25 protein-coding genes are annotated in these 22,959 nt (G+C 67.6%); 12 read left to right on the top strand and 13 right to left on the bottom strand.

All coding sequences use genetic code 11. The features are described from left to right. The first annotated feature begins 2 nt into the window (after positions 1–2). The 3 genes from AC1DB8_RS01685 to AC1DB8_RS01675 are packed head-to-tail and all read left to right on the top strand — an operon-like array spanning position 3 to position 3,070. On the top strand, positions 3–956 hold the full coding sequence (locus AC1DB8_RS01685) for a 1,4-dihydroxy-2-naphthoyl-CoA synthase (protein WP_441416846.1): 954 nt from the start codon (positions 3–5) through the stop codon (positions 954–956). A gap of 10 nt (positions 957–966) precedes the next feature. Further along, complete coding sequence (locus AC1DB8_RS01680; protein ID WP_441416845.1) at positions 967–2,130, top strand: AMP-binding protein; 1,164 nt, start codon at positions 967–969, stop codon at positions 2,128–2,130. Positions 2,131–2,188: 58 nt separating this feature from the next. Beyond that, complete coding sequence (locus AC1DB8_RS01675; RefSeq protein ID WP_175321447.1) at positions 2,189–3,070, top strand: 1,4-dihydroxy-2-naphthoate polyprenyltransferase; 882 nt, start codon at positions 2,189–2,191, stop codon at positions 3,068–3,070. Between the two features lie 75 nt (positions 3,071–3,145). Here the strand turns inward: AC1DB8_RS01675 and AC1DB8_RS01670 are convergent, their stop codons facing one another. Next, a complete protein-coding gene (locus tag AC1DB8_RS01670) occupies positions 3,146–3,454 on the bottom strand; it encodes a DUF4229 domain-containing protein (protein WP_441416844.1) in 309 nt (102 codons plus the stop codon). A gap of 183 nt (positions 3,455–3,637) precedes the next feature. Between AC1DB8_RS01670 and AC1DB8_RS01665 the strand changes: the two genes are divergently transcribed. Together AC1DB8_RS01665 and AC1DB8_RS01660 are read left to right on the top strand one after the other, a co-directional pair. Continuing rightward, complete coding sequence (locus tag AC1DB8_RS01665; protein ID WP_441416843.1) at positions 3,638–4,063, top strand: PLD nuclease N-terminal domain-containing protein; 426 nt, start codon at positions 3,638–3,640, stop codon at positions 4,061–4,063. A 225-nt stretch (positions 4,064–4,288) separates the two neighbouring features. Further along, positions 4,289–5,257, top strand: coding sequence for a hypothetical protein (locus AC1DB8_RS01660; protein WP_441416842.1), 969 nt, complete (start codon positions 4,289–4,291; stop codon positions 5,255–5,257). Between the two features lie 240 nt (positions 5,258–5,497). Here AC1DB8_RS01660 and ccsB read toward each other — a convergent pair whose 3' ends face one another. Genes ccsB through AC1DB8_RS01635 form a run of 5 tightly spaced genes read right to left on the bottom strand, consistent with a single transcriptional unit; the run spans position 5,498 to position 10,472 of the window. Beyond that, on the bottom strand, positions 5,498–6,598 hold the full coding sequence (gene ccsB / locus AC1DB8_RS01655; RefSeq protein ID WP_441416841.1) for a c-type cytochrome biogenesis protein CcsB: 1,101 nt from the start codon (positions 6,596–6,598) through the stop codon (positions 5,498–5,500). After that, a complete protein-coding gene (gene resB / locus AC1DB8_RS01650; RefSeq protein ID WP_441416840.1) occupies positions 6,598–8,427 on the bottom strand; it encodes a cytochrome c biogenesis protein ResB in 1,830 nt (609 codons plus the stop codon). Before resB ends, ccsB begins: the two co-directional genes overlap by 1 nt. Then, positions 8,427–9,182: a cytochrome c biogenesis CcdA family protein gene (locus AC1DB8_RS01645; RefSeq protein ID WP_441416839.1), complete on the bottom strand. Its 756-nt coding sequence runs from the start codon at positions 9,180–9,182 to the stop codon at positions 8,427–8,429. The genes resB and AC1DB8_RS01645 overlap by 1 nt, the downstream gene beginning before the upstream one ends. Positions 9,183–9,192: 10 nt before the next feature. Beyond that, entirely contained in the window at positions 9,193–9,804 is a 612-nt protein-coding gene (locus tag AC1DB8_RS01640; RefSeq protein WP_441416838.1) for a TlpA family protein disulfide reductase, read from the bottom strand. A gap of 2 nt (positions 9,805–9,806) precedes the next feature. Continuing rightward, a complete protein-coding gene (locus tag AC1DB8_RS01635) occupies positions 9,807–10,472 on the bottom strand; it encodes a histidine phosphatase family protein (protein WP_476892020.1) in 666 nt (221 codons plus the stop codon). A gap of 214 nt (positions 10,473–10,686) precedes the next feature. Between AC1DB8_RS01635 and AC1DB8_RS01630 the strand changes: the two genes are divergently transcribed. From AC1DB8_RS01630 to AC1DB8_RS01620, 3 genes are all read left to right on the top strand, one after another. After that, the gene (locus AC1DB8_RS01630; protein WP_175321455.1) at positions 10,687–11,235 is read left to right on the top strand and encodes a YceI family protein; all 549 of its coding nucleotides are present in this window, start codon (positions 10,687–10,689) and stop codon (positions 11,233–11,235) included. A gap of 209 nt (positions 11,236–11,444) precedes the next feature. Beyond that, positions 11,445–12,029, top strand: a complete 585-nt coding sequence (locus AC1DB8_RS01625; protein WP_441416836.1) for a hypothetical protein — start codon at positions 11,445–11,447, stop codon at positions 12,027–12,029. A 214-nt stretch (positions 12,030–12,243) separates the two neighbouring features. Next, positions 12,244–13,101 carry a GtrA domain-containing protein gene (locus tag AC1DB8_RS01620; protein WP_441417889.1) on the top strand — a complete coding sequence of 286 codons (858 nt, stop codon included), beginning with the start codon at positions 12,244–12,246 and terminating at the stop codon, positions 13,099–13,101. A 47-nt stretch (positions 13,102–13,148) separates the two neighbouring features. Here AC1DB8_RS01620 and AC1DB8_RS01615 read toward each other — a convergent pair whose 3' ends face one another. Further along, positions 13,149–13,844, bottom strand: coding sequence for a redox-sensing transcriptional repressor Rex (locus AC1DB8_RS01615; protein ID WP_441416835.1), 696 nt, complete (start codon positions 13,842–13,844; stop codon positions 13,149–13,151). A gap of 103 nt (positions 13,845–13,947) precedes the next feature. Next, positions 13,948–14,220 (bottom strand): glutaredoxin family protein, encoded by a 273-nt coding sequence (locus AC1DB8_RS01610; protein ID WP_441416834.1) that lies wholly within the window; start codon positions 14,218–14,220, stop codon positions 13,948–13,950. A 121-nt stretch (positions 14,221–14,341) separates the two neighbouring features. Here AC1DB8_RS01610 and AC1DB8_RS01605 point away from each other — a divergent pair, with 121 nt between their 5' ends. Next, the gene (locus AC1DB8_RS01605) at positions 14,342–15,160 is read left to right on the top strand and encodes an HAD family hydrolase (protein ID WP_441416833.1); all 819 of its coding nucleotides are present in this window, start codon (positions 14,342–14,344) and stop codon (positions 15,158–15,160) included. A 163-nt stretch (positions 15,161–15,323) separates the two neighbouring features. On the opposite strand, the gene AC1DB8_RS01600 is transcribed toward AC1DB8_RS01605, so the two are convergent. From AC1DB8_RS01600 to AC1DB8_RS01590, 3 genes are all read right to left on the bottom strand, one after another. Further along, complete coding sequence (locus tag AC1DB8_RS01600) at positions 15,324–15,422, bottom strand: 30S ribosomal protein bS22 (RefSeq protein WP_003792170.1); 99 nt, start codon at positions 15,420–15,422, stop codon at positions 15,324–15,326. 194 nt (positions 15,423–15,616) lie between these two features. Further along, on the bottom strand, positions 15,617–15,829 hold the full coding sequence (locus AC1DB8_RS01595) for a helix-turn-helix domain-containing protein (protein WP_346957799.1): 213 nt from the start codon (positions 15,827–15,829) through the stop codon (positions 15,617–15,619). 191 nt (positions 15,830–16,020) lie between these two features. After that, entirely contained in the window at positions 16,021–17,133 is a 1,113-nt protein-coding gene (locus AC1DB8_RS01590; protein ID WP_476892019.1) for a 3-deoxy-7-phosphoheptulonate synthase, read from the bottom strand. A gap of 290 nt (positions 17,134–17,423) precedes the next feature. Between AC1DB8_RS01590 and AC1DB8_RS01585 the strand changes: the two genes are divergently transcribed. Then, complete coding sequence (locus AC1DB8_RS01585; RefSeq protein WP_476892018.1) at positions 17,424–18,794, top strand: alpha-hydroxy acid oxidase; 1,371 nt, start codon at positions 17,424–17,426, stop codon at positions 18,792–18,794. 87 nt (positions 18,795–18,881) lie between these two features. Here AC1DB8_RS01585 and AC1DB8_RS01580 read toward each other — a convergent pair whose 3' ends face one another. After that, a complete protein-coding gene (locus AC1DB8_RS01580) occupies positions 18,882–19,424 on the bottom strand; it encodes an ArsR/SmtB family transcription factor (RefSeq protein WP_476892017.1) in 543 nt (180 codons plus the stop codon). Between the two features lie 89 nt (positions 19,425–19,513). Then, a complete protein-coding gene (locus AC1DB8_RS01575) occupies positions 19,514–20,737 on the bottom strand; it encodes an acetoin utilization protein AcuC (RefSeq protein WP_476892016.1) in 1,224 nt (407 codons plus the stop codon). Positions 20,738–20,839: 102 nt separating this feature from the next. Here AC1DB8_RS01575 and AC1DB8_RS01570 point away from each other — a divergent pair, with 102 nt between their 5' ends. Continuing rightward, positions 20,840–22,273 (top strand): TrkH family potassium uptake protein, encoded by a 1,434-nt coding sequence (locus AC1DB8_RS01570; RefSeq protein ID WP_476892015.1) that lies wholly within the window; start codon positions 20,840–20,842, stop codon positions 22,271–22,273. A gap of 40 nt (positions 22,274–22,313) precedes the next feature. Further along, positions 22,314–22,952, top strand: coding sequence for a potassium channel family protein (locus AC1DB8_RS01565; protein ID WP_175321539.1), 639 nt, complete (start codon positions 22,314–22,316; stop codon positions 22,950–22,952). Positions 22,953–22,959: the final 7 nt, after the last annotated feature.

The following is a 22,959-nucleotide window of genomic DNA, read 5'->3' as shown; positions in this document are numbered from 1 at the left end:
CTGTGAGCAACGAAATCCCCGCCAAGGTATCCGACGTCTTTGACCCCACCCGCTGGCGCACCGTGACCGGCTTCGACGATTTCCAGGACATGACCTACCACCGACAGGTGGAGCGCTCCGCGGACGGCACCGTGGTCCAGGACCTTCCCACCGTCCGGATCGCCTTCAACCGCCCGGAGGTGCGCAACGCGTTCCGGCCCGGCACCGTGGACGAGCTGTACCGGGCCATGGACCACGCCCGGATGACCCCCGATGTCGCCACGGTCCTGCTCACCGGCAACGGCCCCTCCGCCAAGGACGGCGGCCACTCCTTCTGCTCCGGCGGCGACCAGCGGATCCGCGGCCGCGACGGGTATCGGTATGCAGAGGGCGATACCACCGAGACCATCGACCCCGCCCGCGCCGGCCGGCTGCACATCCTTGAGGTCCAGCGGCTCATGCGGACCATGCCCAAGGTGGTCATCGCCGTCGTGAACGGCTGGGCGGCCGGTGGCGGCCACTCGCTGCATGTCGTCTCCGACCTCACCATCGCCTCCCGGCAGCACGGCAAGTTCAAGCAGACCGACGCGACGGTAGGCAGCTTCGACGCCGGCTACGGCTCGGCCCTGCTGGCCCGCCAGATCGGCCAAAAGTCCGCCCGCGAGATCTTCTTCCTGGCCCGCGAATATTCCGCCGAGGACATGGTCCGGATGGGTGCCGTGAACGAGGCCGTGGACCACGAGCGGCTCGAGGAGGTGGCGCTGGAGTACGCCGCGGACATCGCCCGGCAATCCCCGCAGGCCATCCGGATGCTCAAGTTTGCCTTCAACCTCGCCGACGACGGCTTGGCCGGCCAGCAGGTGTTCGCCGGCGAAGCGACGCGGCTGGCTTACATGACGGACGAGGCGGTGGAGGGCAAGGAGGCCTTCCTGGAGAAGCGTGATCCGGACTGGTCCAAGTTCCCGTACTACTTCTAAGGCTGCCGCGATGACTTCCGGAGCGGTGAACATCGAACCCGCCCTCGCTGCCCTCGCAGCTGCCCTCCGCGGGGAGGGTCCCGCCGTCGAGCTGTCCGCCGGCCCGGACGGCTCCCCCGTCGTCGGGCTGGTGGAAACCCCCGGCTTCCAGGACGCCGCCGTCGTGGTGCGGACCTCCGGCTCCACCGGCGTGCCCAAGGCCACGGTGCTGACGGTGGATGCCCTGGCGGCTTCCTCCATGGCAACTGCGATGGCGCTTAAGGGCGAAGGCCAGTGGCTGCTGGCGCTCCCGGTGCAGTTCGTGGCCGGCGTCCAGGTCCTGGTCCGGTCGCTCTTCGCCGGCACCCGGCCCTGGGCGATGGACCTCTCCGGCGGGTTCACCCCGGAGGCCTTCACCACCGCAGCCCTTGAGCTCACGGACAAGATCCGTTTCACCTCCCTGGTTCCCACGCAGCTGCAGCGGCTCCTGGAGCGGCCCTCGGCACAGACGCTGGCCGTGCTCCGGCGCTTCAACGCGGTTCTGCTGGGCGGCGCCCCCGCCTCGGCGGAGTTGCTCGCCGCGGCCCGTGAGGCCGGCGTCCGGGTGGTGACCACCTACGGTTCCGCCGAGACCTGCGGCGGCTGCGTGTACGACGGCGTGCCGCTGGACGGCGTCGAGCTGAAACTCGCCGCGGACGGCCGGATCCTGCTCGGCGGCGCCACCATTGCGGCCGGCTATCTCGACGAGCCGGAGCTCACGGCCTCGGCATTTGTCGAGGACGACGGGATCCGCTGGTACCGCACCAACGACCTCGGCGCGCTGTCCGCGGACGGCACGCTGACCGTGCTGGGCCGGGCCGACGACGTCGTCATCACCGGCGGCGTCAAGGTGTCCGCCGCGCATGTGCAGGCGGAACTGGAGAAGCTCGACGGCGTGCGGGCGGCGTTCGTGGCGGGTGTCCCGTCCGCCGAGTGGGGCCAGGCGCTGGCGGCCTATGTGGTGCTGGCGGACGATTCGCCGGAGGCAGCCGAGGCCTTCACGGCGCGTTTCACCGCCGGCGGCGCGGGGGCGTTGGCGGGGGCCTTGGTTCCTAAAACAGTGCTCACCGCCGCGGAACTGCTGATGCTTCCGAACGGAAAACCGGACCGAATGGGCATGACCGTTCGGCTGGACACCCGTCATCAGGGAAAATAGAAAAGCTTCAAGCAACCCTTTCCACTAGATCAACACCCAAACCAACGAGGTACTGAACGTGGCCACAGCGGCACAATGGATCCAAGGCGCCCGTCTGCGCACCCTGCCGGCCGCAATCGCGCCGGTCCTGATCGGGACTGCAGCCGCCTATGAGATGAACGCGTTCCGGCCCGTCAACGCCCTGCTGGCCGCCATGGTGGCCCTGCTGCTCCAGGTCGGCGTGAACTTCGCCAACGACTACTCCGACGGCATCCGCGGCACCGATGAGGACCGGGTGGGCCCGCTCCGGCTGGTGGGTTCCGGGGTGGCGAAGCCGGAGCACGTCAAGCGGGCAGCGTTCGCGGCGTTCGGCCTGGCGATGCTGTTCGGACTGATCCTGGTCATTATCACGCAGGCCTGGTGGCTGATCCTCGTGGGTGTGGGCTGCGTACTTGCCGCGTGGGGCTACACCGGCGGCAAGAACCCCTACGGCTACCTGGGCCTGGGCGACCTGTTCGTGTTTGTGTTCTTCGGGCTGGTGGCCACGCTTGGCACCACCTACACGCAGGCCGGCCAGCTCAGCCTCGCGGCCATCATCGGTGCGATCGGCACGGGACTCATCGCCTGCGCCCTGCTCATGGCCAACAACGTCCGGGACATTCCCACCGACCGCGTGGCCGGGAAGAAGACGCTGGCTGTCCGGCTGGGCGACAAGCACGCCCGGGAAAGCTACGTGCTGATGCTCGCCGTGGCGATCCTGCTGGTGATTGTGCTTGCGCCCGGTCGGCCTTGGATGCTGATTGTGCTGCTGCTCATCCCGGCCATCCTGATGCCGTCCTGGCTGATGATCGCGGGCCGGCGCCGCAAGAGCCTGATCCCGGTGCTGAAGCAGACCGGGCTGATCAACCTTGGCTACGCCGTGCTGTTCTCGCTCGGCCTGGTGCTGAGCCGCGGCTTCTAAGGCGGGTTCCGGGGGTCCGGCTGGTTCCGCTGGTTCCAGCGGGTTCCGGCTGGTTCCAGGGGGTGCTGACGGGCTCTAGGAGTCCTTGGGCCGGCTGTCGGTGCGCACGGTGACGTCCGGGTGTTCGTCCACCAGGCGGTCTTCGGCGTGGGCGTCGTCGATCTCCCCGGCACTGCGCAGCGGCTTGGCTTTGCCGGAGAAACGCTGGTGGATCGAGGCGGTGGCCGCGTCGCGCTGCTTCTGGAAGAACAGGAAGCTGATGGCGAAGGCCATCATCCCGGCGCAGAGCGCGGCCAGCAGCCAGCCAAGCTGCAAATAGACAAACAGGGCGAACAACGGCACAAACAGTGCCAGACGGATCAGGGAGTATTTCAGGAAAGCCACGCTCCCAGTTTAGCCGTCCCGGCCGGGGCGGGGACCCGGCGGTCCGTCTGCTGCTGAGTGCGGGCACCAGCGCGGCTGCCCGGCGCCGGGCCGCGGGGTAGCGGGCGGCGGGCGGCGGGGTTCCGGGCGGCTGCCGTGCGGGTGCCGGGCGCCGGAAGCTCGCGCGGAGGCTAAACTGAAGCTATGCTCCGTGTCGTGGTACCAATCGTTGTACTGGTCGTCTTTGTCTACGGACTGATCGACCTCATCAGGACTGACGCACGCCTGACCAAGGGCATTTCCAAGCCGGCCTGGATCGTGGTGCAGATCGTTCTCCCGGTGGTCGGCGCAATCCTCTGGTTCCTCATCGGCCGGCCCCGCGGCGAGGCCGCGGCGGCTCCGGCCACGTACCGCCACCCCACCGCCCCGGACGACGATCCCGACTTCCTCCGCAACCTGGAGCTGCGCCGCCGCAACCAGGCGGAGGCTGACCGGCTCAAGAAGCTGAAGGACGAGCTGGACGCCAAGGAGCGCGAGCTGGGCAGCGGCACCGGAGACGCCCGCGGCACGGAATCCGGCGAAGCCCACGGCAGCGGCGACCCCACGCAGGGCACCGACGAGGTCAAGTAGCCGCTCTGCCCCCTGGCGCGTAGACGCTCCCTCTCAGCCGGCGCGTTCCCCTTCCCATTTGCCAGAAATGGCCTGAATCCGGACCCTCGTAGCGGCCATAGCCGGCAAATCGACGCCGCGCACCCGGACCTGCAAACCAGCCTCCACTGGCCCGCTCTTCCCCCACACCCTGCCCGGGCTGTGGACAACGTCAAATCCCGCTCCAGGCGGGCGCAGAATGCTCTTATGCGCCAGCCCAGCGAGCTTCCCCCACAGCTTCACGACAAACCATTCACGCTCGCGGACGCCCGCGCGGCGGGATTGAGCCGGCGTCGAACCCGGTGCCGGGATCTTGTCAGCCCCTGTCACGGAGTGCGCACCGCCGCCACGACGCCGAGCACCCTCCTTGACCGTATGCATGCCCTGGTTGCTGTGACGTGCGCGGTGGTGAGCCATGCAACCGCTGCCCTGCTGTGGGGCTTTCCCCTGCCGGCGTCCGTGGCAAACGTCGACGTCGTTCATCTCACCAGCCGGCCGGGCAATCGGGCTGTGCGTCGAAAGAACGTCGTGGGCCATCAACAGTCGTTTGAACCCGAGGAGATCGTGGCGGGCTCCAGGGTCCACTGCACGTCACCGCTGCGGACGTGGTTCGACCTGGCCAGCATGCTTAGCCTCGACGATCTTGTGATTGCCGGAGACTTCCTGCTCCGCCGAAGGAACCCTTTGTCCACCCTCGACGAGCTAGACGCCTACCTTCAAGGACGAAAAGGAAAGCCGGGCTACCAGAAGGCCGCGCGGGCTCGGATCCTGATGCGCTCAGGCACGGACTCCCCCAAGGAGACCGAACTCCGGTTGCTTCTTCTCCGCCATGGCCTCCCCGAACCCGCAGTCAACGTGCCCATGTTCGACGAAACCGGCCGCTGGATCCAGGACCCTGATTTGTCCTATGAAGTGGAACGGGTCGCAATCCAATACGACGGCGGGCATCACGCCACTCCGGCGCAACGGCGCAGCGATATTTTCCGGGACGAAAACGCGCGGGATGCCGGGTGGCGGGTAGTCGTGCTGACCCAGTGGGACTTGACCCCGTTGGGCCCGGGCATGGAGCCAACAGCGGTCACCAGGGTACGGGCGGCGCTCGTGGAGCGGGGCTGGATGCCCGATCGTGGCCCGGCCCGGAGGCGACGTTCCGCACGCACCACGGCGTCCATCTGACAGGAATGGCCGCTAAGCGGGGTGGCTTAGCGGCCATTTGTGGCGAATCGACGATTCAGGCCCGAGGGTTAGCGGCCACTGTGGCGAATCGCGGCGGTTCGGGGTGCGGGCCTGGTTGGTGCGGCGCCGTTTGGCCGATCTGACACAGATGGCCGCTAAGCAGGGTGGCTTAGCGGCCATCTGTGGCGAATGGACGAGGAATCTAAGCGCCCAACCCTGGCGAAGCGAACTCCCGGTGCCTTACAGCCCCGAGTAGGAGTGCAGTCCGTTGAAGAACTGGTTCACGATGGTGAAGTTGAAGACCACGCACAGGTAGCCGACGATCGAGAGCCAGGCCGCGCGGGTTCCGGTCCAGCCGCGGGTGGCGCGGGCGTGGAGGTAGCCGGCGTAGACCACCCAGATCACGAAGGTCCAGACTTCCTTGGTGTCCCAGCCCCAGAAGCGGCCCCAGGCCTTCTCGGCCCAGATGGCGCCGAACATCAGCGTGAACGTCCAGCCGACGAAGGCGATCGCGTTGATCCGGTAGGACAGGTTTTCCAGGCTCAGGGCGTTGGGGACCAGGCGCATGAAGCCCAGCTTGTCTGCCCCGCCCGCGGCAATGGTCTTCTGCCGGTGCGACTGGACCAGCTGCAGCGCGGACATCGCGAAGGTCAGGGTGAACAGGGCTGAGGACATCACCGCGATGGAGACGTGGATGATCAGCCAGTAGCTCTGCAGCGCCGGCACGAGGTGGCCCACGGGCGTCCAGAACGCGACCGAGGCCGCGACCAGCATGATGATGGCCAGGCCGATCACGAACGTGCCCAGGAACCGCAGGTCGCGGCGGATCAGCACCAGCAGGAAGACCGCCACCGCCACGAACGCGCCGGTGGTCAGGAACTCGTACATGTTGCCCCACGGCACCCGGCCCGCGCCGATCGCGCGGGTGATGACGCCGGCCGCGTGGATGGCGGCGCCCAGCACGGCGAGGGCGACGGCGACCCGGGCCGGAACCCGGCGTTCGGCGCCGTAGCGCATGCCGCCGTCGGCGGTCACGCCGGCTCCGCTTGCCCGGCTGCCCGAGACCGACGACGTCGGGCGCTCGGCCCGTCCGACAGGGCCGCTGACGTCGGAAGCGGCGCGGTCAACGGCGGCGGAGGAGCCACCGACGCCGGCGCCCACCGGGACACGGACCGTCTCGGCTCCGGACAGCTCTGCCGCCTTCAGGTCCACCGCGCGCAGGGTCTTGCTGCTCTTGGCCAGGTCCCAGGCGAAGGCGATGAAGGCCACCGTGTAGGTGCCGGCCGCGAGCAGCATAAAGAGCTCGCTGTACTGGCCCATGGTTTCGTTGATGGGGAACATTACTGATCCTTCTTTGACTCAGGAGAGCCTACTGTGGACTGGATGAAGTCTGCTGCGGGTTGGTCCGTGGAGGCCTGCGCGCCGGCGTCGGCGCGTGCGCCGGTGTCCGCCCGGTCATTATCCGCTGTCGCGCTGGGAACAGGCTGGGAATCCTCCCCCGAATCGTCCGCGGCCCCATCATCGAGCGGCCAGGCTGCCGACAGCAGGGCCCGGATGGCGGCGGCTTCCCCGGCCAGGCGGTGGTCCTCGCCGCGGGCCAGGAGACCGTACTCCACCATGGTGCGGCCGTCCTCGTGGGTGCCGGTGCGGACCCAGACGCGGCGGCGGTTGACGTACAGCGACGTGACCAGGCCGGCGACGGCGAGCAGGGCGAAGAACAAGGCGTAGCCCTGGCCGGGGTTGTGGTGGATGTCCACGCCGATGTAACGCTTCACGCCGTCGAAGCTGATGGTGCCCTTGCCGTTGGGCAGGGTGTGGGTGGTCCCGGGGGTCAGCACGATGCCCTTGGTGGGCAGGTTGCGGGCGTTTAGCGGCGTCAGTTTCTTCACATCGAGCTCGAACACGTTCTGCGGCGAGCCGCTGTTCAGTCCGAGGTCGCCGTAGTACGAGTTCAGCGTCAGCTGCGGGTTGAACAGTTCAGGATCGCCGCTGAAGGAAACTCCTTCCTTCGTGATGAACGCGGTAGGCAGGAAGAAGCCCGCGAAGGCCAGCTGCTCCGGCTTGGCATCGGGGACCTTGATGACCACGGAGGAGTAGTAGTTGTCGCCTTGCAGCTTGGCCACCACCGGTCCCTGCATGGCGATGTTGCCGGCGCCGTCGCGCACCGTGACCACCGGGGCGTAGCCGTTGCCGGTCAGGTAGACGCTGGTGCCGCCCAGGCTGAGCGGGTCATTGACCTTCAGCACCTCCTGCTTGGCAGGCGCGCCCGGGTTCTCCTTGGTGGTGACGTCAGCCTTGAAGTCGATGGGCTGGCCGAACTTGCCCTTCGATTCGCGGTCGAAGGTGATGTGGAACTTGTCCAGCTGGATGGAGTACGGCTCCAGCTGGCTGCTCTGGAAATTGGTGCCCGGGGTGAACTGGTCGTAGCCCACCAGGGTGTTCACGAAGGTGTCCCCCTCGACCAGGATCCGTTGGCCGCTGTAGCCGAACAAGCCACCGGCCGCGACGGACACCAGGACACCGATCAGGGCGGTGTGGAAGACAAGGTTGCCGACCTCCCGGAAGAAGCCGCGTTCCGCGCCGAGCGAGGGCCGTTCGCTGTCGCGGTCCCGCACATCGACGCGGTAGCCGCGCTTCCTCAGCAGGGCGGCGGCGTCGTCAATGGCGCGCGACGCCGGGATCCCGGCGTCGGCGGGGACCACCAGGGTGCCGTACTCGGGCAGCCGGGACAGCCGTGCCGGGGTGCGCGGGGGCTGGGAGCGCATGGCTTTGTAGTGCACGATGGCGCGGGGCACGACGCAGCCGATCAGCGAGATGAACAGCAGGATGTAAATCGCGGAGAACCACGCCGAGGAGTAGACATCGTAGAGCTGCAGGGAGTCCAGGATCTTGCCGTAGTCCGGGTGGTCCTTGATGTACTGGGTGACCACCGCAGGGTTAGCGGGCCGCTGCGGGAAGAGCGATCCGGGCACCGCGGCGACGGCGAGCAGCAGCAGCAGGAACAGCGCGGTGCGCATGCTGGTCAGCTGCGTCCACGCCCAGCGGAGCATGCCCACCGGCCCCAGCGAGGGCAGCACAGCGCCTGCCTTCGCGGCTTCGACGGGACTGGTTCCGTGATCGGGCGTGCCGGGGGACGGGGATTTCTTCTCTACGTTCACTCGCTCGCTCATCAGATCGGCAATTTCACATCGGTTTGGAACCAGTACTGCAGCCCGGACACCCAGGCACCCCACACCCCGCTGGCCATCAGCACGCCCAGCACAATCAGGATTCCGCCGCCGGTGCGCTGGATGGCGAGCCGGTGTTTGCGGAAGAAGGAGAGCACCCCGACGCCGCGGCGGACGGCCAGGGCGATCAGCAGGAAGGGAATGCCCAGCCCAAGGCTATACACGAAGGCCAGCAGGGCGCCCTTCGCCGCGGACGATCCCCCGGAAAGGCTCAGCAGCTGCACCGCCGAATAGGTCGGGCCGATGCACGGGGCCCAGCCGAGGCCGAAGGTGATGCCCAGCAGCGGCGCACCCCAAAGCCCGGCTGGCGGCTTGGCGTGGATCTTCGCGTCGCGCTGCAGCCAGGAGAAGCCGCCCATGAACACGACGCCCATCACGATCACCAGCACGCCGAGCAGTTGCGTAATCCAGGCGTTCTGCGAGCCGGTGATCAGCGTTCCCAGCTGGCCGAAGGCCCCGCCGAGGAGCACGAAGATCACCGAGAAGCCGAGGACGAACAATCCGATCCCGGCCAGCATCCGGCCCCGCTTCTGCTTCTGCAGGTCGACGCCGGTCAGGCCCGTCACGTACCCGAGGTATCCGGGCACCAACGGCAGCACGCAGGGCGAGAGGAAGGATACGAGTCCGGCCAGCAGCGCCACCGGGATGGCGAGCAGCAGCGAACCGTTCAGGATGGCTTCGGCGAAGGGGCTGTTCACGGCGCCGGCCTTACTCGGCCACGGCGGCGGCGATGAGGGACTTGAGGGTGCCCTTCTGGATTTCGCCAAGCACCCGGGAGGCGACTCGGCCCTGCTTGTCGAGCACCAGCGTGGTGGGGACCGCGCCGGGCGGAACCAGCCCGGAGACGGCCAGCAGAACCGCGCCGTCCTTGTCGTTGAAGCTCGGGTACGTCAGGTTGAAGGTCTTGTCGAACGCTTCAGCCGTTGGTTTTTCGTCCCTCAGGTTGACGCCGAAGAACTGGACGCCCTGGCTCTTGAACTCCTGGTGCAGGGCCTCCAGCGACGGCGCCTCCACCCGGCACGGCGCGCAGGCGGCGAACCAGAAGTTGAGCACCGTCACCTTGCCCTGAAACTGCGACGCCGTGACTTCGGTGCCGTCGAACAGGGTGCCCTTGATCTCCACCGGTTTTTTCCGGTCGGCAGCGGCGAATTCGGTCACCGAGCCGTCGCCGGCGACGTAGTTCTTGTTATCCCCCGCCTTGGCCTGCTTGGCGAGGTCGTCCTCCTGGGCGCAGCCGGTCAGACCCAGCATGGCGGCCAGGGCCGCACCGCCGGCGGTGAGGACGCCGCGGCGGGACAGACGGGAGTCGTCGTCGAACATGCTCAGGCTCCCGGGGTGCTGGAGGCACCGGGCAGGAGGACGGCGGCGGGCTCGCTGTAGTCGACGCGAAGCAGCGTCCCGTCGTCGTTGAATACGAGGGAGGTCACGGAGGTGAGCGTGCATTCGCGCTTGCGTGGGTCGTGCCACAACGGCCTGCCCTCGGCGCTGAGCCGGGTGGCCCAGATGGGCAGCTGGTGGCTCACCAGGATGGCCTCGGCGCCGTCGCCGCCGAGCTCGACGGCCCGCAGGCGTGCGTCCTGCACCGCGGCGGTCACGCGCGCGGCCTGCTCTTTGTACGGCTCGCCCCAGGACGGCCGGAGCGGGTTGCGGAGCATCGGCCAGTGCTTCGGTTTGAAGATCTCGCCTTTGGACACCTGCATCCCCTGGAAGTAGTTGGCGGCCTCGATGATCCGCTCCTCGGTGGCGATTTCAAGGCCGAGGGCCTCGGAGATCGGCTGCGCCGTTTCCTGCGCACGGGTCAGCGGGGACGCCGCGAGGTGCACGATCTTCGCCCCCTGCGCGGCGCGGTCACTGAAGTGCTCGGCAAGCATCCGGGCCATATGCTGACCCAGTTCGGAGAGGTGGAACTCGGGCAGCCTGCCGTACAGGACGCCTTCGGGATTGTGGACCTCGCCGTGGCGGAGCAAGTGAACAGTGGCTTGGGGCATGTGTACCAGTTTCTCAAAGGGCAGGGGCAATGACGAAATCTTCTACAAGAGGTAGAACTGAAACTTTTTGGGAAATGTTCCCCGGGGGTGGAATAAAAGATGCAAATGCATGTTTATACTGGGTGAAGCAGTTAGTTGAGACTTCAACCAATGAAGTGAAGACCGACGATCAGATGAACTTCCGCACGACCCACCCGACTCAAGGAGAATCACCATGGCACTTCCCGCCAACCTCACCACCGGCACCTGGACCCTCGACTCCTCGCACAGCGAAATCGGCTTCACCGTCCGCCACGCGGGCATCAGCAAAGTCCGCGGCCAGTTCAAGGAAGCCGACGCAACCCTGGACCTCGCCGAGAACGTCGCCGACTCCAAGGTGAACGCCACCATCAAGACCGCGAGCTTCGACTCCGGCGACGTCAACCGCGACGGCCACGTCCGCGGCGAAGACTTCTTCGACGTCGAGAAGTTCCCGGAGATCTCCTTCGTCTCCAACGCCATCGTCCCCAAGGGCGACGCCTACGAGCTCCAGGGCGACCTCACGATCAAGGGTGTCACCCGTCCCGTAGCGCTGGAAACCGAGCTCAACGGCGTGGCCGTTGACCCGTTCGGCAACACCCGCGCCGGCCTGACCGCCGAGACCACAATCAGCCGCAAGGACTTCGGCCTGACCTGGAACGCCGTCCTCGAGGCTGGCGGCGTGCTGGTCAGCGACAAGGTTGCCATCAACCTCGAACTGGCCTTCATCGCCCCCGCAGCGTAGTCCGCGCCGCCCCGAGCGGCGGACAGGGCCCGTCCACGCGACGCCCTCTTCAACACCCCGCGCCATCCCCGGATGGCGCGGGGTGTTTGGTTTAACCGGGGCCGCTTCGGGGGCTGACTTGGGCGCGTTCCACGAGCGCGCCGGGCGGCCTCCGCTCCCGCCCCGGAGTCAGCTAGGAACCACCGGTTCCGCGGTCTAAAGTGAAATCCATGAGCAATACCGGCGACGTCCCCGAGCCCGATCAGCCAGGCGCCATTCCGCCGGAACCGGGCAGCGTTCCGCCGGTCGGACCGGGTCAGCCCGGGCGGTTCGGCGGGTTCCGGATCGAGTGGCCGGCCGACCGGCCGCGGAACTTCCGGGACGCGCTCCCCCTGGGCGGTTATTCCGGGATCCTCAACCTCCCGGCCATGCCCACGGAGCTGAAGATCTCCTACTGGGTCTGGGTGATTGGCGGGTTACTCGGCCTGCTCGCAGGCGTGATCGGGCTCTTCGGCACCCTGGTCCTCTTTGTGGTCTCGCCCCCGGCCGGCATCCTGCTGCTATTGCTGGTGCTGGTGGCGGTGGCCCTGGCCGCGGCACAGGTCACGCTGGCGATGAAGATGAAGGAGGGCTGGGAATGGGCCAGGTTCGCCCTCACCATCGCCGCCGGCGTCAGCCTGGTGCTCGCCCTGGCCAGCATCGGCGTCGCGGGAGGCGGAAGCTGGCCCGGCTTCGTCATCAGCCTGGTGGCGACCGTGCTGATGTGGCTGCCGAAGTCGCAGGCCTGGTTCGACGCGTTCAAGGGCCGTTCCTGACCTTCCTCGGCACCAGGCTGCTCCTCGGTGGCTTTGCCTCCGGAAACGCGGATACCCGCGTGCCGGCGGCTCCAAAAATGCCCCTCAGAATACCTCCGCGGAATGACCCAAACCGCCGCGAGCGCGGGGTACGGTGTAGTTAAACCATGCTGGGGGCAGGGTGAAGACACTGGTCCCGGTAGCCCATCCCGTCATCGAAATGCAAAGGACCGCCATGAGTAACCCGCCAGTCGAGCCTTCCAGCCCGGACGGACCCGAGTCGGGCAAGCAGGCTCCGCAGTACGGCCAGAACGCTCCCCAGTTCGGACAGCAGCCGCCGGCTCCGCAGTATGGGCAGAATGCCCCGCAGGCGCCCCAGTACGGCCAGCAGGCTCCGCAGTATGGCCAGAACGCCCCGCAGGCGCCCCAGTACGGGCAGCAGGCTCCGCAGTACGGGCAAAACGGGCCCCAGTACGGGCAGCAGGCTCCCGGCTATGGCCAGCAGCCGCCGGCCTACGGGCAGGCCCCGGGCCAGTTCGGCCAGAGCCCCTACGGCCAATCCCCTTACGCGCAGTATCCGTCGGAACTCCCCACCGGTGGAGCCGGGACCAGGCCGCCGCAGCTCGACCTCGCCTTCTGGCTCATCATCGGTGCGGGCATCCTGTCCCTCATCAGCAGCCTGGTTGTGTCCTTTACCGGGGCGGACTACTTTGAGACCGCGATGCAGCAGGCCGGCGCCCAGCAGGGCAGGAGACTCTCAGCGGACGAACTCAATGCGGTGCGGGCAATCGTCCCCATCAGCGGCATCATTGGCGGCCTCATCTCCTTCGGGCTCTACGCGCTGGTCGCATTCCCGGTCCGCAAGGGCAAGAATTGGGCCCGCATCCTGGGAACGGTCTTTGCCGCCCTGTCGCTGTTTGGCCTGTTCGGCGGCGTATTCGCCTTCGGCGCACTCTCCGGCGTGCTGCAGATCATCGTGATCCTGATGGGCGTGGCCGGCATCGTGATCCTGTACCTGCCGACGGTTTCCCCCTACTTCCAGAAGCAGCAGCCGTTCTCCAACCCGTACGCGCAGAACCCCTACGGCCGCTAACCAAGCACCGCTGCAGAGGGCGCGGGAGCCGGATGGGCCGACTGAAGTCAGTCGGCGTCTTCCGGGTCCTGCGCCCTTTGTGCGTGGTAGGCGAGAATCTGCAGTTCGGTGGCCATATCCACCTTGCGGAGATTGACTCCCGGCGGGACCTGCAGCATGACCGGGGCGAAGCTCAGGATGCTGCGCACGCCTGCGGCCACTACCCGGTCGCACACGCTTTGCGCCACGGCCGCGGGCAGCGCCAGGACCACCATGTTGGTCCCGGTGCGGCGCAGCACGGCTTCCAGATCTGCGGCGTCGCTCACCCGCAGCCAGCCAACCTCGCTGCCCACCACCATCTGGTCGGCGTCGAAGATCGCCACGATGTCAAAGCCCCGGGACTCGAAGCCGCCGTACCGGGCGAGGGCCTTGCCGAGGTTGCCGGCGCCGACGATCGCAACTTTCCAGTCATGGGTCAAACCCAGGGCCGCGGCAATGTGCCGGTTCAGGTACTGCACCTCATAGCCCACGCCCCGCGTTCCATAGGACCCCACATAGGAGAGGTCCTTGCGGAGGGTGGAGGAACTGACGCCCGAAGCCTCGGCGAGCGATTCAGAGGAGACCCGGTCCACCCCCTCGGCCAGCAAAGTGGTCAGGGCGCGCAAATAGATCGTCAGCCGCGCCACGGCCGCGGGCGGGATCTGCTTGGCAGCAGGTCCGGCCGCCCCGGGCAGGGCGTCGGGTGAAGAATCCAGCGAAGTCACTATCTGCTCCATTGCGTCGCGTTGTGACTCCACTCTAGAGCCCCCGCAGTTCGGGCCACAAAGCCGGGGACCGCGTCGCCGCAGCCGCTTGCCCGGGGTGCACTCAGGCTGACTGGCCGAGGGCGCGGCGCAGGGTTCGGGCCAGCCGAACCTCGTCGATCCGCCAGAAATCCCGCTGGACCCCGTCCACCAGCAGTACCGGGATCTCCTCGGCGTAGCGCTCGCGCAGGACATCGTCGTCGTCGATGGACCGCTCGGACCAGCCGAGTCCCAGCGCAGCGGTGACCCGGCCGACGGCGTCGCGCGCGTCCGCGCACAGGTGGCAGTCAGCTTTGGTGATGAGTACGACATCGGGAAGGGGCGCGGGTATGGCCATGGTTCCACGGTAGCCCGGCGCCCGGCCCGGCGTCGACGCGACCTGGTGTTCCAGCCGGGCGGCCGGTGCGGCGGGGCCCCTTCTGCGCGTGGGATCCCCCGCCATTGACTAGACTCGTGGCATGCCCGAGGAGAAGATCGTCGCTGTGGCCACGCGGCCTGTTGCGTCACCGCAGCACGGCGAAGCCGCCTTCTTCGACGTTGACAACACCCTTATGAGGGGCGCCAGTCTCTTCCACGTGGCCCGCAAAATGCATCAGCGCGGGGCGTTCACCATTCCCCAGGCGGCGGGCTTTGCCTGGAAGCAGCTGATGTTCGTGTTCCGCGGCGAGAACATGGACGACGTCCACGCCGTCCGCGACACCGCCCTGAGCCTCGCCTCGGGTTTCACCGTGCAGGACATCGAAGCCCTCGGCGAGGAAGTCTACGACGAGATGATCGAGTCCCGGATCTGGCCCGGCACCAAGGCCCTGGCCGAACAGCACCTGCGGGTGGGCCGCCGGGTCTGGTTGGTCACGGCCACGCCGATCGAGGTGGCCACCGTCATTTCCACCCGGCTGGGCCTCACCGGCGCCCTCGGCACCGTGGGCGAGATCCACGACGGCTCCTACACCGGACGGCTGGTGGGCGAGATCCTGCACGGCCCGGCCAAGGCCGTCGCAGTCCGCGGCATTGCCGAGGCGGAGGGCCTGGACCTGAACCGCTGCTGGGCCTACAGCGACTCCCACAATGACATTCCGCTACTCAGCATGGTCGGGCACCCGGTGGCCATCAACCCCGACGCCCGGCTGCGCCGCCACGCCCGCGAACACAACTGGCCGGTCTACGACTTCCGGTCCGGCCGTCGCGCCGCGACCCTGGGCCTGAAGGCCGCAACCGTCGGCGGGGCCATCTACGGTCTCTGGCGGGGCTTCTCCCGCTTCCGCGGCCCCACGGCCTAAGCGCACTCCGGGGCCAGCCCGCTGCGCGTTCGGACGGGCGCACCCCGGATCCCGGGTGCCCCTGTCCGGATCCGCCGCGTTTTGCCGGATCCGCCGCGCGTTGCCGAAAAGAAAATGCCCGCCGCCGTAAAGGCAACGGGCATTGACGCTGTTCGAAGTATCTCTACTTCTTGTTGCGACGCTGGTGGCGCGTCTTGCGAAGCAGCTTGCGGTGCTTCTTCTTGGCCATACGCTTGCGACGCTTCTTAATAACTGAACCCACGAAAGTTCCTTACCGGCTAGATGCAGTACCTGCCCGTTGGGAAGGGTCCGCGGGCTAAGCAAGCAGACTGAACAACTGACAGGTTCTTACAATGACGTAAAACGTTCCTTAACAGGGTACCGCCTATCCGGGGCACACCACGACCGCAGGCCCCGCGAAGGGGTCTGCCGCGGCCCGGTGCGACAGCGGAAGACTCAGGCCGTCTCAGTACGTCCGTCAACAACAGCACCCTTGAGATACTGTTCGACGGCGTTTTCCGGAACCCGGTAGGAGCGGCCAAAGCGCACCGCCGGCATTTCGCCGGAGTGCACCAGGCGATACACGGTCATCTTTGATACCCGCATTACATCCGCGACCTCGGCCACGGTGAGAAAGCGCGCGTTGGAGAAGTTGGCCTCCGAAGACATTTCCCTATTCCTTTTGCTCAAGCGAACGGCTGCCCCGTCTGAACGACATGGCGGTGTGCCGATGCTGAGCCATCAAACAACCATGTGCTAGATACTCTAGGGGTTCATGGTGCCAATGTGAAAGGTTTCCGCAGGATTCTGCGAAGGATTTCCGCAGGATTTCCCGCTTGGCCCCTCCTGCGCCCCCGCGTTCAACCCCGGACCCGCCGGGTGCGTGCCGACGCCGCCAGCTGGCCGAGCAGCGACGCCGTCACGTCCCAGTCCATGCAGGCATCCGTGACGCTCTGGCCGTACGGCAGCTGATCGGTTCCCGCGGCGTGTTCGGCAACGTCAAGGGACTGCGCCCCGCCCACCAGGAAGCTCTCCAGCATGACGCCGGCGATGGCGGACGCGGAGGCCCCGCCGTCCTCGAGCTGGGCACCGATCTCCAGCGCGACCTCGGCCTGCCGGTGGTGGTTCTTGCCGCTATTGGCGTGGCTCGCGTCCACGATCAGCCGCGGGTTCAGCTGCCCGGCGGCGAGCCGGGCGGAGGCAGCTTCGACGTCGGCGGCGGAGAAGTTCGGGCCGTCGCTGCCGCCGCGCAGGATGACGTGGGTGTCCGGGTTTCCGGCGGTGCTGACCAGCGCGGCCCTTCCGTCGCCGTCGATCCCCAGGAAGGCCTGGGCGGCACCCGCAGCACTGCAGGCGTCAAGCGCTACCTGCAGGCCGCCGTCGGTCCCGTTCTTGAAGCCGATCGGCATGGACAGCCCGGACGCCAGCTGGCGGTGGATCTGGCTTTCCGTGGTGCGCGCCCCGATGGCACCCCAGGCGACGAGGTCCGCCATGTACTGCGGGCTGATGGGCTCGAGGAATTCCGTGGCGGTGGGCAGTCCCAGCGCGGTGACCTGGCGCAGGAACTGGCGGGCGGCGCGCAGACCCGCGGCAATGTCGTGGCTGCCGTCGAGCCGCGGATCGTTGATCAGGCCCTTCCAACCGACCGTGGTGCGCGGCTTCTCGAAGTAGGTGCGCATGACGATCAGCAGGTCTTCGCGGTGTTTCTCGGCCTGGCTGACCAGCCGGCGGGCGTATTCCAGTCCGGCCTTGGGATCGTGGATGGAGCACGGGCCCACGATCACCAGGAGCCGGTCGTCGACGCCGTCCATGATCGCGCGGACCTCGTCCCGGCCGCGGCCGACGACCTCGGAGCCGCGGGCATCCAGCGGGAGTTCCGTGATCATCTCCTGCGGGGTGGGCAGCGCGGTGAATTGGTTGACACGCAGGTTGGACGTGGTCTGCTGGCTGTCAGGGGCTGCTTCGATGCTCATGGTGGGTCCTGTTCCGGGTGCGGAGCGGGCCCTGATCAGAACCCGCCGGAGAAATGGCGAAGGGCAGAGGATGATCTCTGCCCTGTTGGCTCTGAAGGTGTGTTGGATGCGTGTCAGTTAGACGCGGGCCCCTCCAGAGCCAACGAAAAATACGCATACCAACGGTTAGTCATGCCACCGACCATAGCCCCGTCACCAGCCGGAGGGCAAAGCGGCGCCGTAATATTCCGACGGCGTCCCTTAGAGTGTGGTTGGACCACAGACTGTGACGAGACGCACCGGAGGCAGCAATGACGCAACCCCCCATCATGGGCAACCCCGAGGCCCCGACGACGGCGGAGGACACCGCCACCAGCCATCACACCGGCGGGACGTCCGCCAACGGGACGCCCACCGCCGGCAGGGGCCCGGTGCCGCGCGGGGGCGGACTGCCTGCCGCCCTCAAGCGCCGGGTGCCGAAGTACGCTGACCTCGCACCGCTGATGCAATTCCAGAAGCCGGACTTCGGCCGCGAGGCGAAGCTGCGCCGGGCCAGCACCATCTGGGATCTGCGGGACATGGCCAAGCGTCGCACCCCGAAGGCGCCGTTCGACTACACGGACGGGGCGGCCGAGGCCGAGATCACCCTGCGCCGGGCCCGCCAGGCCTTCCTGGACATCGAATTCCGTCCCGGCATCCTGCGCGACGTCTCCAGCGTGGACCTCGGCACCGAGATCCTGGGCAAGGCCGCCCGGCTGCCCTTCGGCATCGCGCCCACCGGCTTCACCCGGATGATGCAGTCCGAGGGCGAGTACGCCGGTTCCCGGGCCGCCGCGGCCGCCGGCATTCCGTACACGCTCTCCACCATGGGCACCGCGTCGATCGAGGACGTGGCCGCCGCGGCCCCGGATGGCCGCAACTGGTTCCAGCTGTATCTGTGGACGGACAGGGACCGTTCGCTGGAACTGATCGAACGCGCCGCCCAGGCAGGCAACGACACGCTCATGGTGACGGTGGATACCGCCGTCGCGGGCGCCCGCCTGCGCGATGTCCGCAACGGCATGACCATCCCTCCGGCGCTGACGCTCAAGACCGTGCTTGACGCTTCCTACCGGCCCGCGTGGTGGTTCAACTTCCTCACGCACGAGCCGCTGACCTTCGCCTCGCTGTCGCGCTACACCGGCACCGTGGCAGACCTGATCAACTCCATGTTCGATCCCACCCTGACCTTCGCGGACCTCGACTGGCTGCGTGAAACCTGGAAAGGCAAGCTCGTGGTCAAGGGCATCCAGACCGTCGACGACGCGCGCAAGGTTGTGGACCACGGCGCGGACGGCATCGTGCTCTCCAACCACGGCGGCCGCCAGCTGGACCGGGCCCCCATCCCCTTTCACCTGCTCCCGGAGGTCTCCGCGGCGCTCAAGGCGGACAACAGCGACGCTGCAGTCATCCTGGACACCGGCATCATGAGCGGCGCGGACATCATCGCGGCACTGGCGCTGGGTGCGGACTTCACCCTGATCGGCCGCGCCTACCTTTACGGCCTGATGGCCGGCGGCCGGGCCGGGGTGGACAGGGCCATCCAGATCCTCGAGACGGATATGCGGCGCACCATGGCGCTGCTGGGCGTCAGCCGGATCTCCGAGCTCACCCCGGACCACGTCCGGCTCCTCGCCAGATAGCCCACGGTTCCGCGAGAGGGCAGTTCGCGGCAGTGTTTGTGCCGAACACTGCCGCGAACTGCCATCTGGGCGCGGCAGTGGGGCCTGCTACTTTTTCCGGCCGAATTTTGGCAGGTTCGCCAGCAGGTCCGCGGCGCGGGTGGCGGCGCGGCCAACGGTCCGGCCGATCTGCTGCGGCCGTTTGTCCTCCCCGGCGGTGCCGACGGGGAGGGCGACGGCGGGGCTGAGCGTGCTGCCCGCGGTACGTTCGGCCAACGCCGCTGCGGCCGGTTCCGCTGCAGTCGGCGGGGTAGTCACGGCGGCGGCAAGACTGTCCGGGCCGGGTGCCGGGGTGGCGGGCGGCGTCGAGGGCTCGGCAGCGGCAGCGCGGCCGACGTCGAACGTCTCGAGCCAACTGGCGACGCCAGCCAGCGGCTTGGGGTTGAGCGCGTAGTATCGCTTCTGGCCTTGGGCGCGCATGCTGACCAGGTCGGCTTCGCGCAGGACCTTAAGGTGCTTGGAAATGGTGGGCTGGCTCGCCTCGAGCTCCTGGACCAGCTCCCCCACCGCTTTGTCCCCGTTGTGGAGGGACACCAGAATGTCACGCCGGGTTGCCTCAGCAATGACGGCAAATACGTCGTCTGTCACCATGCCCTCCACCCTAGCGACATATACGCCGGATGGCATCCACTAATTACGGGCGTCTGCGCAGCCCTCGCCCGGCAGCCCGGAACCGCAGCCTAGTCGAACCAGGGATCCAGTCCGTAGAGCGGGAAAACTTCCTTGCGGGTGGCCATCACGGTGCGGTCCACCTCGTCGTTGGGGTCGAACCCGACCTCCCAGGAACGCCACCAGAGATCGACGTCGTCGCCCATCACCGTAGGCGGTTCGACGCCGTACTTGGCTCCATATTTTTCTTGCACATATTGCCGCCAGTCCTCGGGGACGGCGGTCCGCAGCGGGACCGGGCGCCCGGCGGCGATCGCGATCAGGTGGCTCCAGGAGCGCGGGACCACTGTGATCACGTTGTAGCCCCCGCCGCCGGTGGAGATCCAGCGGTTCTCGCAGTAGCGGGCCGCGAGGTTGCCGATCGCCGTGGCGGCCTCCCGCTGGCCGTCCACGCTGATGTTCAGGTGCGTCAGCGGATCCAGGCGGTGCGAGTCACAGCCATGCTGGCTGACGATGACCTCCGGCTCAAAGGCTCCCACCAACTGCGGAACGATCGCGTGGAAGGCCCGCAGCCAGCCGGCATCTCCGGTCCCGGCCGGGAGCGCCACGTTCACGGCGCTGCCCTGGGCGTTCGGGCCGCCGATCTCGTTGGCGAACCCGGTGCCAGGGAACAGCGTCAGCCCGGTCTCGTGCAGCGAGATCGTCAGCACCCTGGGATCGTCCCAGAAGATGCTCTGCGTTCCGTCTCCGTGGTGCGCGTCGACATCGACATACACCACCCGTTGCACGCCGCCATCGAGCAGCCGCTGGATGGCCAGGGCGGCGTCGTTGTAGATACAGAAGCCGCTGGCCCGCTCGCGGGAGGCGTGGTGCATGCCGCCGCCGAAGTTCACGGCCCGGACCGCGCTGCCGTCCAGGATGGCGGCGGCGGCCAGCAGGGAGCCGCCAGCCAGCCGCGCGCTGGCCTCGTGCATGCCGGCGAAGGCCGGGTCGTCTTCGGTGCCGAGGCCGCGTTCCAGATCCGGGGTGTCCGGGTCGGCACTGACGCGGCGGACGGCGGCGACATATTCCGCGCTGTGCACGGCACCCAGTTCCTCGTCGGTAGCCACCGAGGGTGCCGCCACGCTGACGTGGTCCAGGTCCAACAGTCCAAGGCTCCGGGCCAGCCGCGCGGTGAGCTCCATACGTTCGGGCGCCATCGGGTGGCTGTGGCCGAAGTTGTACGCCGTCATGGCGGAGTCCCACACCACCGTCGTCGGCAGGGCGGTCTGGGCGAGTCCGGGCAGGAAGGTCATCAATCACAGGCTACCGGAGCGCACCGCCCCGATCCCCGTCGTTGCGCGGAATATAGTGGTTTACTACTGAAGGACGCCGTTTCAACCGAGGACAAGCCGCACATGACGCAAAGCCAGTCGAGGTCACCGAGCCCGGCCAGCTGGCACCCCGGCCAGCCGGAGCGCGAGGGCCTGTGGATCTTCACCCGGTTGCGCGACTTCGTCGACGACATCGCCAACACCTCCCCGGCCCGCTTGGCCGTCTCCGCCTTCGCCGTGGTCGTCCTGATCTTTACTGTCCTGCTCACCTTGCCCGTGTCCTCGGCGACCGGGCAGGTGACCCCGCTGCACCAAGCCCTCTTCACGGCGGTGTCGGCGGTATGCGTGACGGGGCTGACCGTTGTGTCCACGGCGGTGCACTGGTCCTTCTTCGGCCAGCTCGTGATCCTGGTCGGCATCTTCGTCGGCGGCCTCGGGACCCTGACCCTGGCGTCGCTGCTGGCACTGATGGTCAGCAAGAAACTCGGTGTGCGCGGCAAGCTCATCGCGCAGGAGGCCATGAACAACGCGGGCCGCCTCGGCGAGGTGGGCACGCTGCTGCGGATCGTCATCGTCACCTCCGTGGTCATTGAGGCGGCCCTGGCCGCTGCCCTGGTTCCGAGGTTCCTGGCACTGGGCGAAAGCGTCGGCCAGTCATTCTGGCACGGCGTCTTCTACTCCATTTCGGCGTTCAACAATGCCGGCTTCACGCCCCATTCGGACGGCATCGTGCCGTACGAAACCGACCTGTGGATCCTGATTCCGCTGATGATCGGCGTCTTCCTTGGCAGCCTCGGCTTCCCGGTCGTCATGGTGCTGCAGCAGAACGGCCTGAACTGGAAGAAATGGAACCTGCACACCAAGCTGACCATCGAGGTCTCGCTGATCCTGTTGGCCGCGGGCACCGTGCTCTGGGGGCTGATGGAGTGGGAGAACATGCGCACCATCGGCGGCATGAGCCTGGGCGACAAGATCACGCACTCGCTTTTCGCCTCCGTGATGACCCGCTCGGGCGGCTTCAACCTGGTGGACCAGAACCAGATGGACTCCACCACCATGCTGCTGACCGACGCGCTGATGTTTGCCGGCGGCGGCTCGGCCTCGACCGCCGGGGGCATCAAGGTGACCACCATCGCGGTGATGTTCCTGGCCATCATCGCCGAGGCCCGCGGCGACGCTGATGTGAAGATCTACGGCCGCACCATCCCGGAGGGGACCATGCGGGTGGCCATCTCGGTCATAGTCGCCGGCGCCACCCTGGTGGCGGTCTCGGCCCTGCTGCTGCTGCAGATCAGCGGCGCATCGCTGGACCGGGTGTTGTTCGAAACCATTTCAGCGTTCGCCACCGTGGGCCTGAGCACCAACCTCAGCGCAGAGCTGCCCCCGGCCGGCGTCTATGTCCTCACCGTCCTGATGTTTGCCGGCCGCGTCGGCACCGTCACCCTCGCCGCTGGGCTGGCCCTGCGCCAGCGCAGCCAGTTGTACCACTACCCGGAAGAGAGACCGATCATTGGCTAGTTCCTCAGGCGCCGTCAACCGTCCCGCCCACAATGCGCCCGTGCTGGTCATCGGGCTGGGCCGCTTCGGCGCGTCCACCGCAGAGCAGCTGGTGAAGCAGGGCCGCGAGGTGCTGGCCATCGAACGCGACCGGAACCTCGTGCAGAAGTGGGCCAGCGTGCTGACCCACGTGGTGGAGGCCGACGCGACCAACATTGACGCCCTCCGCCAGCTCGGCGCGCAGGAGTTCAGCTCCGCCGTCGTGGGCGTGGGCACCTCCATCGAGTCCTCGGTGCTGATCACGGTCAACCTCGTGGACCTCGGCATCGAGCACCTCTGGGTCAAGGCGATCACGCCCTCGCACGGCAAGATCCTGACCCGAATCGGCGCCAACCACGTGATCTACCCGGAGGCCGACGCGGGGGTCCGGGCCGCGCACCTCGTGTCCGGCCGGATGCTGGACTTCATCGAGTTCGACGACGACTTCGCGATCGTGAAGATGTACCCGCCGCGCGAGACCGTGGGCTTCACCCTCGACGAATCGAAAGTGCGCTCGAAGTACGGCGTCACGATAGTGGGCGTGAAATCCCCGGGCGAGGATTTCACCTACGCCCGGCCCGAGACCAAGGTTTCCGCGCGGGACATGCTCATTGTCTCCGGTCACGTGGACCTGCTGGAACGGTTCGCCGCAAGGCCGTAGCAACGCT

Source organism: Arthrobacter sp. 10N410 (genome assembly GCF_056394945.1).
This window is presented reverse-complemented; position numbering and strand designations above follow the sequence as displayed.